Genomic DNA, 14337 nt, shown 5'->3' with positions numbered 1-14337 from the left:
CTGTGGACGAGTTGCCCCTCCTCCGCTGGTCCTAGGCCGTGCCGCGGTTCCCGGGCCCCCAGCTCCGTTCATGAACGGCGTATGACGCCGTATGGCAGTCCTGTTGCGGACCCGCCGGGACCGTTGACCGACCCCGGGGGCGGCGCCCTATCGTCGGTGATGTCACCAACACGGCCGTATGCCCGAGTGGCCCAGGGACTCGCCTGCAAAGCGAGGTACGCGGGTTCAAATCCCGCTACGGCCTCCGTGAGGAAGACGAAAGGCCCGGCAGCGCATCGCTGCCGGGCCTTTCCGCTGTCTGCGGCGTTGTCCGTTCCCAGGTGCCGTCCGGTCAGGACTGCGGCTTGACGACCGCCGCCTGCGGGCGGATCGGCAGCCGGCTGACGGGGCGGCCGGTCGCGGCGCGCACGGCGGCGGCGACGGCGGCCGGTGAGACCACCACCGGGACCGCGCTGACCGCCTTCGCGCCGAAGGGCGCCAGCACGTCGCGCTCCTCGACGAGTTTGACGATGCGCACGTCCGGGGCGTCGAGCGCGGTCGGCAGGGAGTAGCCGGTGAGGTTCGGCCGCTTGATGATGCCGCGGGGGGCCCGCAGGTCCTCCATGAGCGCGAGACCGACGCCCTGGGTCACGCCGGCCTCGATCCGGGCGGCGACCTGGCGCGGGTTCAGCACCCGGCCGACGTCCTGCGCGACGGCCATCTCCACGACACGTACCGAGCCCAGTTCGATGTCCACGTCCACGACGGCGCGGACCGCGCAGAAGGCCAGGCCGACGAACGCGTCGCCCTGGCCGTCGTCGTCCAGCCGGTCGGTGGGGTGCGGGCGGCACTGCGCGGTGGCCCACAGCTCCTTGCCCTCGATGGCCTCCCCGACGGTCGTGCTGAGCACCCCGTCGTACGAGGTGATCTTGCCGTCGGCGATGGTGAGCAGCTCGACGGACATCCCGAATTTGGCGGCCAGCGGCTGCAGCAGCTGCGTGCGCACCATCTTGGCGGCCCGCTCGACCGCGCCGCCCGACACCCACGTGTGCCGGCCGCGGGCGGCCGCCCCGGACGGCGGCTGGTCGGTGTCGGCGGCCAGCACGCCGACGTCCTCGACGCCGAGCACGTCCTGGACGATCTGCCGGGCGAGGGTCGTGAAGCCCTGGCCGGTCTCGACGGCGGCGCAGATGACGGTGGCCCGGCCGTCGTGGATCCGTACGGTGGCGGTGGAGACCTCGTCGGTGCCCTCCGCGCCGAGCATGTGCACCATGCCGAGCGCGTAGCCGACCCCGCGCCGGACCGCGCCGGGCTCCCCGGCGCCCTCGGGGCCGCCGGGGAGCAGCCACTGCGACTCCTCCTCGTCGACGGGCAGCGGCGGCAGGTCCGCGTCGCGGACCGCCTTGAGGAGCTCGCCGACGGGCGCCGGGCAGGTGACGGTCTGGCCGGTGGGCAGCAGGTCGCCGGTGGCCATGACGTTGCGCATCCGCAGCTCGGCCGGGTCCAGGCCCAGCTTCGCCGCGAGCTTGTCCATCTGACCCTCGTACCCGGCGCAGACCTGGAGCGCGCCCTCGCCGCGGACGTGTCCCGACGGCGGGTTGTTGGTGCGCACGGCCCAGCCCTCGACGAACACGTGCGGCACGACGTAGGGGCCGGCGGCGAACGCCACGGCGGCGGCCAGCGCCTCCGAGGAGTGGTCGGCGTACGCGCCCGCGTCGAGCAGCACCTGCGCCTCGACCTTGACCAGCCGGCCCTCGGCGTCGGCGTGGTGCCGGTAGCGCAGCAGGGTGGGGTGGCGGTGGGAGTGGCCGAGGAAGGACTCCTCGCGGGTGGCCACGAACTTCACCGGGCAGCCGGTCTTCAGCGCGAGCAGCCCGAGCGGCAGCTGGATGCCGGAGTCCTCGCGGTCGCCCATCGCGCCGGGCACGCCGGTGACGACGACCTTGACCCGGTCGGCCTCCAGGCCGAAGCAGGCGGCGGCCAGGTCCCGGTCGGTGTGCGGGTCGGTGGAGGCCACGTACAGCTCGACGCCGCCGTCCGGGCGCGGCACGGCGAGCCCGGCCTCGGCGCCGATGGGCGCCGGGTCCTGCCGGCCGATCCGGTACAGGCCCTCGACGATGACCTCGCCGATGACGTCGGGGTCGCCGAAGCGCAGCGGGATGTGGCGGATCAGGTTGCCGTCGGGGTGCAGCGGCTCGGCGGCGAACGCCTTCTCCGGATCGGTGACCGGCTCCAGCACCTCGTACTCGACGAGGATCGCCGCGGCGGCCAGCCGCGCGGTGTCGGGGTGGTCGGCGGCGACGGCGGCGATCGGCTCGCCGTGGTGCCGGACGATGTCCTTGGCGAAGACCGGCCGGTCCGCGACGCGGCGGCCGTGCATGGCGTCACCCGGCACGTCCTCGTGCGTGACGACGGCCCGGACGCCGGGCATCGAGGTGGCTTCCGACGTGTCGATGCGGACGATGCGCGCGTGCGGGTACGGGGAGCGCAGCACCGAGGCCCACAGCAGTCCTTCGGCCCACAGGTCGGCCGCGTACGGGAACGTCCCCTGCGCCTTCGCGAGGGTGTCCACGGGCCGCACGGAGACGCCCAGCCCGTGCAGCACCGGTTCGGGCGCCGCGGGCGTCTGGGTGGCCTGGGCGGGCACCGCCGTGGCCGCGTCGGATCCAGTCATGCCGCTGCCCTCTCGCTGCTGCCGGTGGGTTCGCCCGTGCCGGCCGGGCGCGTGTGCCGCGGCTCCGGCCGTCGGCCCGGGATCGTACGGCGGGTCACGCGGTGCCTCCCGGGTGGCTGCCGTGCGGCCCGCCCTGGTGCGGGATCCGCGCCCCGTCGGCAGTGTGCTCGGAGTGTTCCGCGGCGCTGGCCTCGCGGGACGCCACGACGTCCTGGACGGCGTCCAGCACGCCCCGGTAGCCGGTGCACCGGCAGAGGTTGCCGCAGATGGCCTGGCGGGTCTCCAGCTCGGTGGGCTTGTGGTTGCCCTCCAGCAGGTCGTGCACGGTCATCGCGAGGCCGGGAACGCAGAAGCCGCACTGCACGGCGCCGCACTCGGCGAGCGCGCGCTGCACGTCGGACGGCTGCCCGTCACCGGACAGCCCCTCGACGGTGCGGACCTCGCTGCCGGCGGCGGTCGCGGCCGGCACCAGGCACGAGGCGACGAGCCGGCCGTCGACCTGTACGGAGCAGGCTCCGCACTCGCCCTGCTCGCAGCCGTCCTTGGCACCGGCCAGGCCGAGCCGCTCCCGCAGGACGTACAGCAGGGACTCGCCGAGCCAGGCGTCGGTCACGGGCCGGTCGGCGCCGTTGACGCGCAGCACGTAGGAGGCGAGCGGGTGTTCGCTGTGCGCCTCTTCGGGCGCCGGCTCCTCGTCGTCCGCCGCCGCTTCGGCCTGCTCCGCCTGCTCCGTCCGCTCCGCGTGCTCGACGGGCCCGTCGGAGGGGCTCTCCGCCGCCTCCGGGCCGTCCTCGGTCACCACGACGGACTCGGCTCCGGGGATCGCCCCCACGGCGCCCACGGGGTACTCGCCGGACTCGTCCGACGCGTCCTCCGCGACGAACGGCAGGCTCCAGTGCCCGGTCCCGTCGGTGGGCGGCGTCGCGCCGGCGGTGGCGGACGGCGGGTGTTCGGCGAAGTAGGGGTGCCGGGCCGCCGGGTCCTGGGCGGCCGGCGGGCGCGCGTCGTCACCGGACCCGTGGCCGGCCGGCGGGTACGGTCCGGCCGGCTCGCCGCCGTGCTCGCCGACGGCCTGCGCGCCGAGGTCGTGCCCGATTCCGGCCGGCGGCCGCGCCGCGGTCGCCGCCGCGCCCTGGCCGAACTGCCCGGCGCTGAACGGCCGCGGGGCGGGTACGTCGGGCCGGGAGTGCGTCTCGTCGGGGTGCCGGCCGGCCCACGGCGCGGTGAAGCCGTCCGTGACGGCGCCCAGGGGGTACTCGCCGGACTCCTCCACCGGGTCGGCCGCGACGAGCGGGATCGACCACTGGGTCGCCGCGTCGCCCGCGTCGGCCACCGGCGGCAGCATCGCGGCGAAGGAGACGTGCATGGTCTGGTCGGGGTCGTAGTCCCCGCCGCCCGGCACGGGCTGCCAGGTGCCCGGGGTGAGCGGGGTGCCCGGCTGCGGCTGCGGCTGGTCGGTCATGCCAGTGCCCTCCCGAGCGCTCGGCGGGCCAGCGCCGCCACGGTGCGGCGCAGTTGTACGGCGGCGGGCGGCAGCTCGACGGCCTCGGCCCCGTCCGGTCCCGGCACGGGGTCCGGGATGCACGCTCCGGCGACGTACTCGCCGAAGGCCGTGCACGCCTCGGGGGCGAGCAGCCGTCCGCCGTCCCAGTCGATCAGTCCGGCGACCCACCGCTCGGCCTCCAGCGGCCGCAGCGGTACGGGCGCCACCGCGCCCACCGCGCAGCGCACACCGCGCCGGGCGGGGTCCAGGACGACGGCGACCGAGGCCAGCGCCCGGCCGGGGCCGGTGCGGCCGGTGGCCTTGAGGAAGGTCTGCGGCGCGTGCAGCAGCGGAACCCGCACGAAAGCGAGGAGTTCGCCGGGGCGCAGCGGGTCCATCCCGGTCAGCAGATGGCTGACCGGCAGTTCCCGGTTGCCCCCGGGGCCGGCCAGGATGACGCTCGCCTCCAGCGCGGTCAGCACCGGGAGTGCGTCACCGGTGGGCGCGGCGGTGGCGATGTTGCCGCCGAGGGTGCCCGCGTTGCGGATCTGCGGTGGTCCGGCCGCGCGGGCGGCGGCGGCGAGCGCCGGGATGAGCGCGGCGAAGTCGGGGCGGCCCATCCGGGCGTGGGTGAGGCCGGCGCCGAGCAGGGCGTGGCCGTCGGCGTACTGCCAGCCGCGGATCTCGCTGATCCGGCCGAGACCGACGAGCCCGGCCGGGCGCAGCAGCCCGGAGTTGACGGCCGCCATCAGGTCGGTGCCACCGGCCACGGGCACGGCGCTGGGCGCGGCGGCGAGCGCCGCCACCGCCTCGTCGAGCGAGGACGGCAACGTGACGTTGCGTGCCGTCTGCTGTGCATTCGTGCTCACGCAGCTGCCCCTTCCCGGCTCTCCGCCGTGCGGTAGCCGTACCGTACGTGCTGACAGCCCGGACGTGGCAACTCTGGCACATGTTCCGCGATGGTCAACGCGAGGGTCCGCGAAGTGCGGGCCTGCCCTTCACGGGAGTGGATGCCCCGTTCTGTCGGGTATCACCCCAGTGTCGGGATTGGCGCTCTTCGAGGGTGTTGCGAAGATACGCCAATCCACCGTGCCAGGCCCGCCCTTGCGGGGGACACATGTTGCGGCATTGCTCACACGATCGGGGGTGGTCCGTCGATCGGGCGTCCGAGTACACCGGGGCGCCGCTGCCACGGCAGCGGACCGCCCGGCGGGCGGTACTCCACACCGAGCGCGTCAAGTCGCGCGTAGTGGCCTTCCATTCGGCGCTCGAAGTCCGGCCAGTCCCGCTCGGCGGGCGCGGGCAGCTCCGACCAGGCCACCTCGGCGACCGCCGCCAGCCGCGGGAACACCATGTAGTCCACGACCCGCGGTGAGTCCATCACCTCGGTCCAGGCGTTGGCCTGGGTCCCGATGACGTGCGCGGCCTGCTCCTCGGTGAGTTCCGCGGGCACCGGCTCGAACCGGTAGACGTCCTCCAGGGTGCGCACCCTGGCGATCGGCACCGGCTCGTCGGCCCGGTCCGACTGCCGCCAGTCCAGATAGACATGCGACTCCGGGCACATCACGACGTCGTGGCCGGCCTTCGCGGCGGCGACCCCGCCCTCGTAGCCCCGCCAGGAGGAGACGGCGGCGCCCGGCGCCAGCCCGCCTTCGAGGATCTCGTCCCAGCCGATCAGCCGGCGGCCGCGCTCGGCGAGCCAGCCGTCGAAGTGCCGGATGATCCAGCTCTGCAGCTCGTCCTCACCGGCCAGCCCCAGTTCCTTGATCCGCGCCTGGGCGGCGGCGGAGGCGCGCCACTGCTCCTTGGGGCACTCGTCGCCGCCGATGTGGAAGAACTCGGACGGGAACAGGTCCAGCAGCTCGGTGAAGACGCCCTCGTAGAAGCGCAGGGTGGTGTCGGCGGGGGCCAGCACATTGGGGTTGACGCCCCAACTGGTCAGCACGGAGAGCGCGCCGGTGTCGACGACGTCGGTGTTGCCGAGTTCGGGGTAGGCGGCGATGGCGGCCTGCGAGTGCCCGGGGATGTCGATCTCCGGCACCACGGTGATGTGCCGCTGCGCCGCGTAGGCGACGATCTCGCGGATGTCGTCCTGGGTGTAGTAGCCGCCGTGCGGCCGTTCGTCCCACAGCGGGGACTCCCGCAGCCCCACCTTGGTGCGTTCGCGCCAGGCCCCGACCTCGGTGAGCAGCGGGTAGCGCTTGATCTCCACGCGCCAGCCCTGGTCGTCGGTGAGGTGCAGGTGCAGCACGTTGAGCTTGTGCGCGGCCATCAGGTCGAGATAGCGCAGCACCGCGTCCTTGGGCAGGAAGTGCCGGGCCACGTCGAGCATGAAGCCGCGCCAGCCGAAGCGCGGGGAGTCCTCGATGTGGCAGAACGGGATCCGCCACTCGCGGGCCGCGAGCGGTGCGCGCCGGAAGGCGTCGGGGCCCAGCAGCTGACGCAGCGTCTGGGCGCCCCAGAAGACGCCCGCCGGGCCGCCGCCGTAGAGATGGACACCGGTCGGCGAGACCATGATCCGGTAGCCCTCGGGGCCGAGATCGTCGGCGACCACCTCGGCGACCGTGATCCTGATGGCGTCGGTCTCCGAGCCGTCGCCCGGCGCGAGCCGGTGACCGGTGGCCGCTCCGAGTTCGGAGCGCAGCCATCTCTCCGCCCGCTCCGCGCCCGGCCCGGCGGCCAGCACCGTGTCGGGTCCGAGGACGAAGCAGTTGTCCTCGGTGTAGTCGGTCACCAGGCGCGGGGCGGGGATCAGATCCATGACGCCATCCTGCCCCGCCGGCACCGAATTGGCATAGACCAATCAGGCGGAGAAAATCAGGCGGGGACCTGCGGTCAGTTCTTGCCGCTCTTGTCCTTGTCGCCGCCACCGAGGGGCATCGTCTCGAAGATCTCTTTGCACATCGGGCAGACCGGGTACTTCTTCGGGTCCCGTCCCGGCACCCAGACCTTCCCGCACAGCGCGACCACCGGAGATCCGGAGAGCGCACTCTCCATGATCTTGTCCTTCTGGACATAGTGTGCGAAGCGCTCGTGGTCGCCATCGCCGTGCGACACCTGCGGGGTCGGCTCGACGAGGGTGCCAGTACCGGCCCCGCGTTCGGGCTCAAGAGTGCTCATAACCGTCAAGCCTAATTGAGCGACGGGTCGTCCGGGTACGTGGCCACCATCGCCAATTCGTTCCGTTGCCGTCTGAGCACGGAGCGCCACAGCCGTTCCGGGTCCGGCGAGGACACATCACCCGGTTCCGACTCCACGACGTACCAGGCGCCGTCGACCAGTTCCGCCTCCAGCTGCCCCGGCCCCCATCCGGAGTAGCCGGCGAAGATCCGCAGGGATCCCAGCTCCGCCGCGAGCAGTTCCGGCGGGGCCTCCAGGTCGACCAGGCCGATCGCGCCGTGCACCCGCCGCCAGCCCAGCGGGGCGTCGTCCCCGTCGTCCCAGGACTCACCGGGGACCACGGCCAGCCCCAGCGCGGAGTCCAGCGAGACGGGGCCGCCCTGGAACACCACCGGAGGCGACCCGGCGAGCACCGCCCACGGCTGGAGCACATCCCCCACCCCGATCGGGGTCGGACGGTTCAGCACAACGCCGAGCGACCCCGCCTCGTCGTGGTCGAGAAGGAGTACCACCGCACGGTCGAAATTCGGGTCCGCCAGAGCCGGCGTCGCCACGAGCAGCCTGCCGGTGAGCGAAGTGACCTCCGTCATGGTCAACATGATCCCGCATCCCGGGCCGTCGCGGGGTGCCAACGACCGGCCCCGGCGTAATCGCGCAGCGTGCGGGCAGTCGAGCGGTGGGCCCCGCCGGCCCGGGGCGCCCTGTACCGGCTGGTAACCAGATGGGCCGGAGCGGCTGTAGCGAAGTCATGACACAGCTGGCGCCTCCTGGGCTTACAGGAGTCCCCTGTAGGCGCATTACCATTTCTTCTTGGTGCCTGCGGGGACCCCGCCCATTTTTATGACTGTCTCCAGGAACGCGAGATCCATGACCGACGCTTCCGACGTACTGCTTGTCCATGGCGGAACCCCGCTCCGGGGCGAGATCCGTGTCCGCGGCGCGAAGAACCTCGTGCCGAAGGCCATGGTCGCCGCCCTCCTCGGCAGCGAGCCGAGCCGACTGCGCAACGTGCCCGACATCCGCGATGTCCGCGTCGTGCGCGGGCTGCTCCAGCTGCACGGCGTGACGGTCCAGGCCGGTGAGGAACCGGGCGAGCTGGTGCTCGACCCCTCGCACGTCGAGAGCGCCAACGTCGCCGACATCGACGCGCACGCCGGATCCTCCCGGATCCCGATCCTGTTCTGCGGCCCGCTGCTGCACCGCCTCGGGCACGCCTTCATCCCGGGCCTGGGCGGCTGCGACATCGGCGGCCGGCCGATCGACTTCCACTTCGACGTGCTGCGGCAGTTCGGCGCGACCATCGAGAAGCGGCCCGGCGGCCAGTACCTGGAAGCCCCGCAGCGGCTGCGCGGCTGCAAGATCACGCTGCCGTACCCGTCGGTCGGCTCGACCGAGCAGGTGCTGCTGACGGCCGTGCTGGCCGAGGGCGTCACCGAGCTGTCGAACGCGGCGGTCGAGCCGGAGATCGAGGACCTGATCTGCGTACTGCAGAAAATGGGCGCGATCATCTCGATGGACACCGACCGGACGATCCGGATCACCGGTGTCGACAAGCTCGGCGGCTACAACCACCGCGCGCTCCCGGACCGCCTGGAGGCGGCCTCCTGGGCGAGCGCGGCGCTGGCCACCGAGGGCAACATCTACGTCCGCGGGGCCCACCAGCGGTCGATGATGACGTTCCTGAACACCTTCCGCCGGGTCGGCGGCGCCTTCGAGATCGACGACGAGGGCATCCGCTTCTGGCACCCGGGCGGCCCGCTCAACGCCATCGCGCTGGAGACGGACGTCCACCCCGGCTTCCAGACCGACTGGCAGCAGCCGCTCGTGGTGGCGCTGACGCAGGCGTCCGGCCTGTCGATCGTCCACGAGACGGTCTACGAGTCCCGGCTGGGCTTCACCTCGGCGCTCAACCAGATGGGTGCGCACATCCAGCTGTACCGCGAGTGCCTGGGCGGCTCCGCGTGCCGGTTCGGCCAGCGCAACTTCCTGCACTCGGCGGTCGTCTCCGGCCCCACCAAGCTCCAGGGCGCCGATCTGGTCATCCCCGACCTCCGCGGCGGCTTCTCGTACCTGATCGCCGCCCTGGCGGCCCAGGGCACCTCCCGGGTGCACGGCATCGACCTCATCAACCGCGGCTACGAGAACTTCATGGCGAAGCTCGCGGAGCTGGGGGCCAACGTCGAGCTGCCGAACCCCGTGAGCGTCTAGCACTCCCCCGGACGGGCCCGAGGGCCCGTCCGGACCCGTCCGGAGCCCGGACACAGCAAGGGCGGCCATCCCCCCGGGGAGATGGCCGCCCTTCGCCTTGCCAGTCGGGAACTACTTGCCCTTGGCGGCTTCCTTGAGCTTGGAGCCCGCGGAGACCTTCACGCTGTAGCCGGCCGGGATCTGGATCGGGTCGCCGGTCTGCGGGTTGCGCGCGGTGCGAGCGGCACGGTGGGTGCGCTCGAAGGTCAGGAAGCCGGGAATGGTGACCTTCTCGTCGCCCTTGGCGACGATCTCGCCGACGGTCTCGGCGAGAGCGGCCAGAACGGCGTCGGCGTCCTTACGGGTCACCTCGGCGCGCTCGGACAGAGCGGCCACCAGCTCACTGCGGTTCATATCTTTACTCCCGTGTTCTTTCTGCCAGGGGGGCGCGAGCTTGAAGCTGATGCTGCCTCACTGCCCGAGTTGCATCCTGCCCCCATATATGGGGGGAAAGCCAATCCGGCACCCGAGCGGGTCGCTGAAAAAGCGGCTCGGATGCGTTGCGATGACCCAGTGTCGTCACACAGTGGCCGTCGAGTCGGTTGCCGCGCCCATCGCCTTTGCCGCCTTCTGAACGGCTCCCGCGACGGCGCCCGCCACCTTGTCGTTGAAAACGCTGGGAATGATGTAGTTCGCGTTCAGCTCGTCCTCGCCCACGACATCGGCGAGAGCGTGCGCGGCGGCCAGCATCATCTCGGTGTTCACCGTACGGCTCTGCGCGTCCAGCAGGCCGCGGAAGACACCGGGGAAGACCAGGACGTTGTTGATCTGGTTGGGGAAGTCGCTGCGGCCGGTGGCAACCACCGCGGCGGTCTGCCGGGCCACCGCCGGGTCCACCTCGGGGTCGGGGTTGGCGAGGGCGAAGACGATCGCGCCCTGGGCCATCGCGGCGACATCGTCGCCGGTCAGGACGTTGGGAGCGGAGACGCCGATGAAGACGTCGGCGCCGCGCACGGCCTCCTTGAGGGTGCCCGTGATGCCCTCGGGATTGGTGTTGTCGGCGATCCAGCGCAGCGGCGACTCGGGGTCGGCGTCGACGAGGTCGGGGCGTCCCGCGTGCACGACACCGTGGATGTCGGCGGAGACCGCGTGCTTCACCCCGGCGGCGATGAGCAGCTTGAGAATGGCCGTACCGGCCGCGCCCGCACCCGACATGACGACCCGTACGTCGCCGATGTCCTTGCCGACGACACGCAGCGCGTTGGTGAGCGCGGCGAGCACCACGATGGCGGTGCCGTGCTGGTCGTCGTGGAAGACCGGGATGTCGAGCAGCTCACGCAGCCGGGCCTCGATCTCGAAGCAGCGCGGCGCGGAGATGTCCTCCAGGTTGATGCCCGCGAAGCCCGGCGCGATGGCCTTCACGATCGCCACGATCTCGTCGGGGTCCTGGGTGTCGAGGCAGATCGGCCACGCGTCGATGCCGGCGAAGCGCTTGAAGAGCGCCGCCTTGCCCTCCATGACCGGCAGGGCGGCCATCGGGCCGATGTTGCCCAGGCCGAGCACCGCGGAGCCGTCGGTGACGACGGCGACGCTGTTGCGCTTGATGGTGAGGCGGCGGGCGTCCTCGGGGTTCTCGGCGATGGCCATGCACACGCGGGCGACGCCCGGGGTGTAGATCATCGAGAGGTCGTCACGGTTGCGGATGGGGTGCTTCGACTGCATCTCGATCTTGCCGCCGAGGTGCATCAGGAACGTACGGTCGGAGACCTTGCCGAGGACGACGCCCTCGATGCCGCGCAGCTTCTCGACGATCTCGTCGCCGTGCGCGGTGGACGTGGCCGCGATGGTCACGTCGATCCGGAGCTTCTCGTGGCCGGAGGCGGTCACGTCAAGACCGGTCACCGACCCTCCCGACGACTCCACCGCGGTGGTGAGCTGGCTGACCGCGGTCCCGCTCGCCGGGACCTCCAGCCGTACCGTGATCGAGTACGAGACGCTTGGCGCCGTTGCCATCCTGACGACCTTCTTCCGCTGCCTGCTGGTTCACACGCTCTGCCGCTCGATCGTTGCACCTACTGGCCGGTACGCGTAACCGTGACCTTGGCAACGGAAAGATACTTCCACCATGCGAGAAACGGGCTGAATTTTCAAGCCCGGACTGTGACCTTGAGCAAATTCAGGGTTGTCGGCAGATGCGGGAAGCAACCCACGGGACGGTTTGTTAGCCTGGGTACGGCACCGACTCGATCCAAGCCCCCGGGCCCAACCTTAGGCGCTTCGAGCGCCCACTTGCCGCGAGGCGAGCATGGCGGGTCGGTGTCACCAACGTCCGACGGGCGCCCCTCTCACGAGGGGCGCCCGTCGTCGTTCCACCGGCCGTCCGGCCCGCTCCCTGACCGCCGGTCAGTCCCGCAGCAGGTCCGGGACGCCGGACTCGTCCGGGCTGTCGCGCTCGCCGGAGAGCACCGTGAGCCGCTGGGTGGCGCGGGTCAGCGCCACGTAGAGCACCCGCAGTCCGGCCGGCGACTCGTCGGCGATCTCCGCCGGGGAGACCACGATCGTCGCGTCGTACTCCAGGCCCTTGGCCTCCAGGCTGCCCAGCGCCACCACCCGTTCGCCGAGCCCGGCCAGCCACTTGCGGGCCTGCCCGCGGCGGCCCATGGCCACCACGACGCCGACGGTGCCGTCCACGTCGGCCAGCAGCAGCTCGGCCTCCGCGCGCACCGCGGCGCCCAGATCGGCGCCGGCCACCGCGAAGCGCGGCACCAGACCGGTGGAGCGCACCGCGCGCGGCGACTCCATGCCGGGCATCGCCAGCTGCAGCACCTTCGCCGCCAGATCGGCGATCTCCGACGGGTTGCGGTAGTTGACCGTCAGCGTGAAGCGGCGGCGCGGCCGGCTGCCGAGCGCCTCCTCGCGCGCCTGGGCGGCCTCGTCGGGATCCGTCCAGGAACTCTGCGCCGGGTCACCGACGATGGTCCAGGTCGCGGTCCTGCCGCGGCGGCCGACCATCCGCCACTGCATCGGCGTCAGGTCCTGCGCCTCGTCGACGATGACGTGCGCGTACTCGGTCCGCTCCTCGTCGAGCCGGTCCGCCCGGTTGCGGCGGCCGCCGCCCATCCGGTCGGCCGAGGTGGTGACCTCGTCCAGACCGGTCAGCATGTCCAGCGGGTCCGCGTCGCGCTTCTTCGGGCGCGGCGGCGGGCCCAGCAGCGTCTCCAACTCGTCGAGCAGCGCCACGTCGTGCACGGTCACCCCGTCGCGGCGCAGCGAACGCGCCACCCGGCGCACCTCGGGCGGGGTGAGCACCCGGCGCGCCCAACGGCCGAGCCGCTTCTCGTCGGCCAGCGCCGCGAGCACCCCGCGCGGGGTGAGGATCGGCCAGTAGGACTGCAGGAAGTCCAGGAACTCCGGCTCCGTCGAGATGTCCTCGTCGAAGCCCTGGCGCTCCTCGGCCGCCAGCTCCTGGTCGTCGAAGCGGCGTCCGGCCTTCCGCCACAGCGCGTCCAGCAGCAGCCTGCGGGCGCGCGGGCGCAGCAGGTTCACCGGGGCGGTGCCGCCCAGCACGTTGTGCCGGATCGACGACAGCTCCTGCTCGCCCAGCTCCAGCCGCCGCCCGAAGGCGACGACGCGCAGCGTGGTGCGGGAGACGCGCTGCCCGGCCTCGTTCTCCTCCTCGTCGTCCTCGAAGAGGGCGGCCTGCTGCTGCGGCTTGACGGCCTGCGGTGCCTCCAGCGCGCCGCGTGCGGCGTTGCGCAGCACCTTCAGCATCCGCAGCGAGCCCTTGATGCGGGCGACCGCCGGCTCGTCGTACGTATCGGCCTCCGCACCGTCGACGAGCGAGCCGACGGCGCGGATCGCGACCTGGCCCTCCTCGCCGAGCGACGGCAGGACGCCCTCGGTGTACGCCACCAGCAGCGGCGTCGGGCTGACGACCAGGATGCCGCCCGCGTACCGCCGGCGGTCCTGGTAGAGCAGATACGCGGCGCGGTGCAGCGCGACCGCCGTCTTGCCGGTGCCGGGGCCCCCGGTGACCTCGGTGACGGACGCGGCGGGCGCCCTGATCACCATGTCCTGCTCGGCCTGGATGCTCGCCACGATGTCGCGCATCGTGTGGCTGCGGGCCTGCCCCAGGGCGGCCATCAGCGCGCCGTCACCGACCACCGGAAGCCCGGTCTCCAGCTCCGGGCGCAGCAGGTCGTCCTCCACCCCCAGCACCCTGCGGCCCTTGGAACGGATGACGCGGCGGCGCACCACCCGGCCCGGGGCGACCGGTGTGGAGCGGTAGAACGGCGCGGCCGCGGGCGCCCGCCAGTCGATCACCAGCGGCGCGTAGTCGGCGTCCAGGACGCCGATACGGCCGATGTGCAGCACTTCCGCGATCTTCGCGGCGTCGTTGACGACGGCGTCGTCCGCCGGTTCGAGCGAGGTGAACGCGCCGTCGGCGCCGCGCTTCCCGTCCTTGCCCTGCAGCAGGTCGATCCGTCCGAAGAGGAAGTCCTCGAACTCCGCGTTGAGCCGGTTGAGGTGCAGACCGGCGCGGAACACCTGCGCGTCGCGCTCCGCGAGCGCGCCGGGTGTTCCCACCTGACCGCGCTTGGCGGCGTCATCCATAAGGAACTCGGCTTCGTGGATCTTCTCCTCGAGCCGGCGGTACACCCGGTCCAGGTGCGCCTGTTCGACGGCGATCTCCACGTCCCGGACCCCCCGGGCGCTGCGGTTTGCGCGGCCACGCAAGACCCCCTTCTCCTGTGCGTTGAGAGCGCTCCGTGCGGGTTCTGCTACACGCACGGGGCAGCCTGCAACCGTACGCGACCCACACCCCCCTGCGCACCACTCCGCCTGCGACGGGCTTGCGATTCCCCATCCCGGCCGATACCCGGCCGGGCCCAGC

Annotated in this window: 10 protein-coding genes and 1 tRNA gene; 2 read left to right on the top strand and 9 right to left on the bottom strand. The window is 72.5% G+C overall.

What is annotated here, in order from left to right:
• Positions 1 to 172: 172 nt before the first annotated feature.
• Positions 173 to 244, top strand: a tRNA-Cys gene (locus LNW73_RS20515).
• 87 nt (positions 245 to 331) lie between these two features.
• Here LNW73_RS20515 and LNW73_RS20510 read toward each other — a convergent pair.
• From LNW73_RS20510 to LNW73_RS20485, 6 genes are all read right to left on the bottom strand, one after another.
• On the bottom strand, positions 332 to 2653 hold the full coding sequence (locus LNW73_RS20510; protein WP_250990903.1) for a xanthine dehydrogenase family protein molybdopterin-binding subunit: 2322 nt from the start codon (positions 2651 to 2653) through the stop codon (positions 332 to 334).
• A gap of 94 nt (positions 2654 to 2747) precedes the next feature.
• The gene (locus LNW73_RS20505) at positions 2748 to 4115 is read right to left on the bottom strand and encodes a 2Fe-2S iron-sulfur cluster-binding protein (RefSeq protein ID WP_250990902.1); all 1368 of its coding nucleotides are present in this window, start codon (positions 4113 to 4115) and stop codon (positions 2748 to 2750) included.
• Complete coding sequence (locus tag LNW73_RS20500; protein WP_250976091.1) at positions 4112 to 5005, bottom strand: FAD binding domain-containing protein; 894 nt, start codon at positions 5003 to 5005, stop codon at positions 4112 to 4114. The genes LNW73_RS20505 and LNW73_RS20500 overlap by 4 nt, the downstream gene beginning before the upstream one ends.
• Before the next feature lie 263 nt (positions 5006 to 5268).
• Positions 5269 to 6897: a beta-N-acetylhexosaminidase gene (locus tag LNW73_RS20495; protein WP_250990901.1), complete on the bottom strand. Its 1629-nt coding sequence runs from the start codon at positions 6895 to 6897 to the stop codon at positions 5269 to 5271.
• Between the two features lie 74 nt (positions 6898 to 6971).
• Positions 6972 to 7256 (bottom strand): DUF3039 domain-containing protein, encoded by a 285-nt coding sequence (locus LNW73_RS20490; protein ID WP_138356570.1) that lies wholly within the window; start codon positions 7254 to 7256, stop codon positions 6972 to 6974.
• 11 nt (positions 7257 to 7267) lie between these two features.
• Positions 7268 to 7846: a YqgE/AlgH family protein gene (locus tag LNW73_RS20485; protein ID WP_250976093.1), complete on the bottom strand. Its 579-nt coding sequence runs from the start codon at positions 7844 to 7846 to the stop codon at positions 7268 to 7270.
• 277 nt (positions 7847 to 8123) lie between these two features.
• On the opposite strand from LNW73_RS20485, the gene murA reads away from it, so the two are divergent.
• Positions 8124 to 9464, top strand: coding sequence for a UDP-N-acetylglucosamine 1-carboxyvinyltransferase (murA, locus tag LNW73_RS20480; RefSeq protein ID WP_250976094.1), 1341 nt, complete (start codon positions 8124 to 8126; stop codon positions 9462 to 9464).
• Between the two features lie 111 nt (positions 9465 to 9575).
• On the opposite strand, the gene LNW73_RS20475 is transcribed toward murA, so the two are convergent.
• The 3 genes from LNW73_RS20475 to LNW73_RS20465 all read right to left on the bottom strand — a co-directional run bounded on the left by LNW73_RS20475 (position 9576) and on the right by LNW73_RS20465 (position 14180).
• A complete protein-coding gene (locus tag LNW73_RS20475; protein ID WP_007264399.1) occupies positions 9576 to 9857 on the bottom strand; it encodes an HU family DNA-binding protein in 282 nt (93 codons plus the stop codon).
• Between the two features lie 165 nt (positions 9858 to 10022).
• Positions 10023 to 11456, bottom strand: a complete 1434-nt coding sequence (locus LNW73_RS20470) for an NAD-dependent malic enzyme (protein WP_250976095.1) — start codon at positions 11454 to 11456, stop codon at positions 10023 to 10025.
• Positions 11457 to 11846: 390 nt separating this feature from the next.
• Positions 11847 to 14180 carry a HelD family protein gene (locus LNW73_RS20465; protein ID WP_250990900.1) on the bottom strand — a complete coding sequence of 778 codons (2334 nt, stop codon included), beginning with the start codon at positions 14178 to 14180 and terminating at the stop codon, positions 11847 to 11849.
• Positions 14181 to 14337: the final 157 nt, after the last annotated feature.

Source organism: Streptomyces sp. RKAG337, from assembly GCF_023701715.1.
Classification (GTDB): Bacteria; Actinomycetota; Actinomycetes; order Streptomycetales; family Streptomycetaceae; genus Actinacidiphila.
The sequence above is the reverse complement of the archived record's forward strand: the minus strand, read 5'-3'. Positions and strand labels throughout refer to the sequence as shown.

Excerpts from the sequence above, each read along its gene's own strand:
- LNW73_RS20495 (WP_250990901.1), bottom strand. The coding sequence starts at position 6,897 with ATGGATCTGATCCCCGCCCCGCGCCTGGTGACCGACTACACCGAGGAC.
- murA (WP_250976094.1), top strand. The coding sequence starts at position 8,124 with ATGACCGACGCTTCCGACGTACTGCTTGTCCATGGCGGAACCCCGCTC.
- LNW73_RS20505 (WP_250990902.1), bottom strand. The coding sequence starts at position 4,115 with ATGACCGACCAGCCGCAGCCGCAGCCGGGCACCCCGCTCACCCCGGGC.
- LNW73_RS20485 (WP_250976093.1), bottom strand. The coding sequence starts at position 7,846 with ATGACGGAGGTCACTTCGCTCACCGGCAGGCTGCTCGTGGCGACGCCG.
- LNW73_RS20490 (WP_138356570.1), bottom strand. The coding sequence starts at position 7,256 with ATGAGCACTCTTGAGCCCGAACGCGGGGCCGGTACTGGCACCCTCGTC.
- LNW73_RS20470 (WP_250976095.1), bottom strand. The coding sequence starts at position 11,456 with ATGGCAACGGCGCCAAGCGTCTCGTACTCGATCACGGTACGGCTGGAG.
- LNW73_RS20510 (WP_250990903.1), bottom strand. The coding sequence starts at position 2,653 with ATGACTGGATCCGACGCGGCCACGGCGGTGCCCGCCCAGGCCACCCAG.
- LNW73_RS20475 (WP_007264399.1), bottom strand. The coding sequence starts at position 9,857 with ATGAACCGCAGTGAGCTGGTGGCCGCTCTGTCCGAGCGCGCCGAGGTG.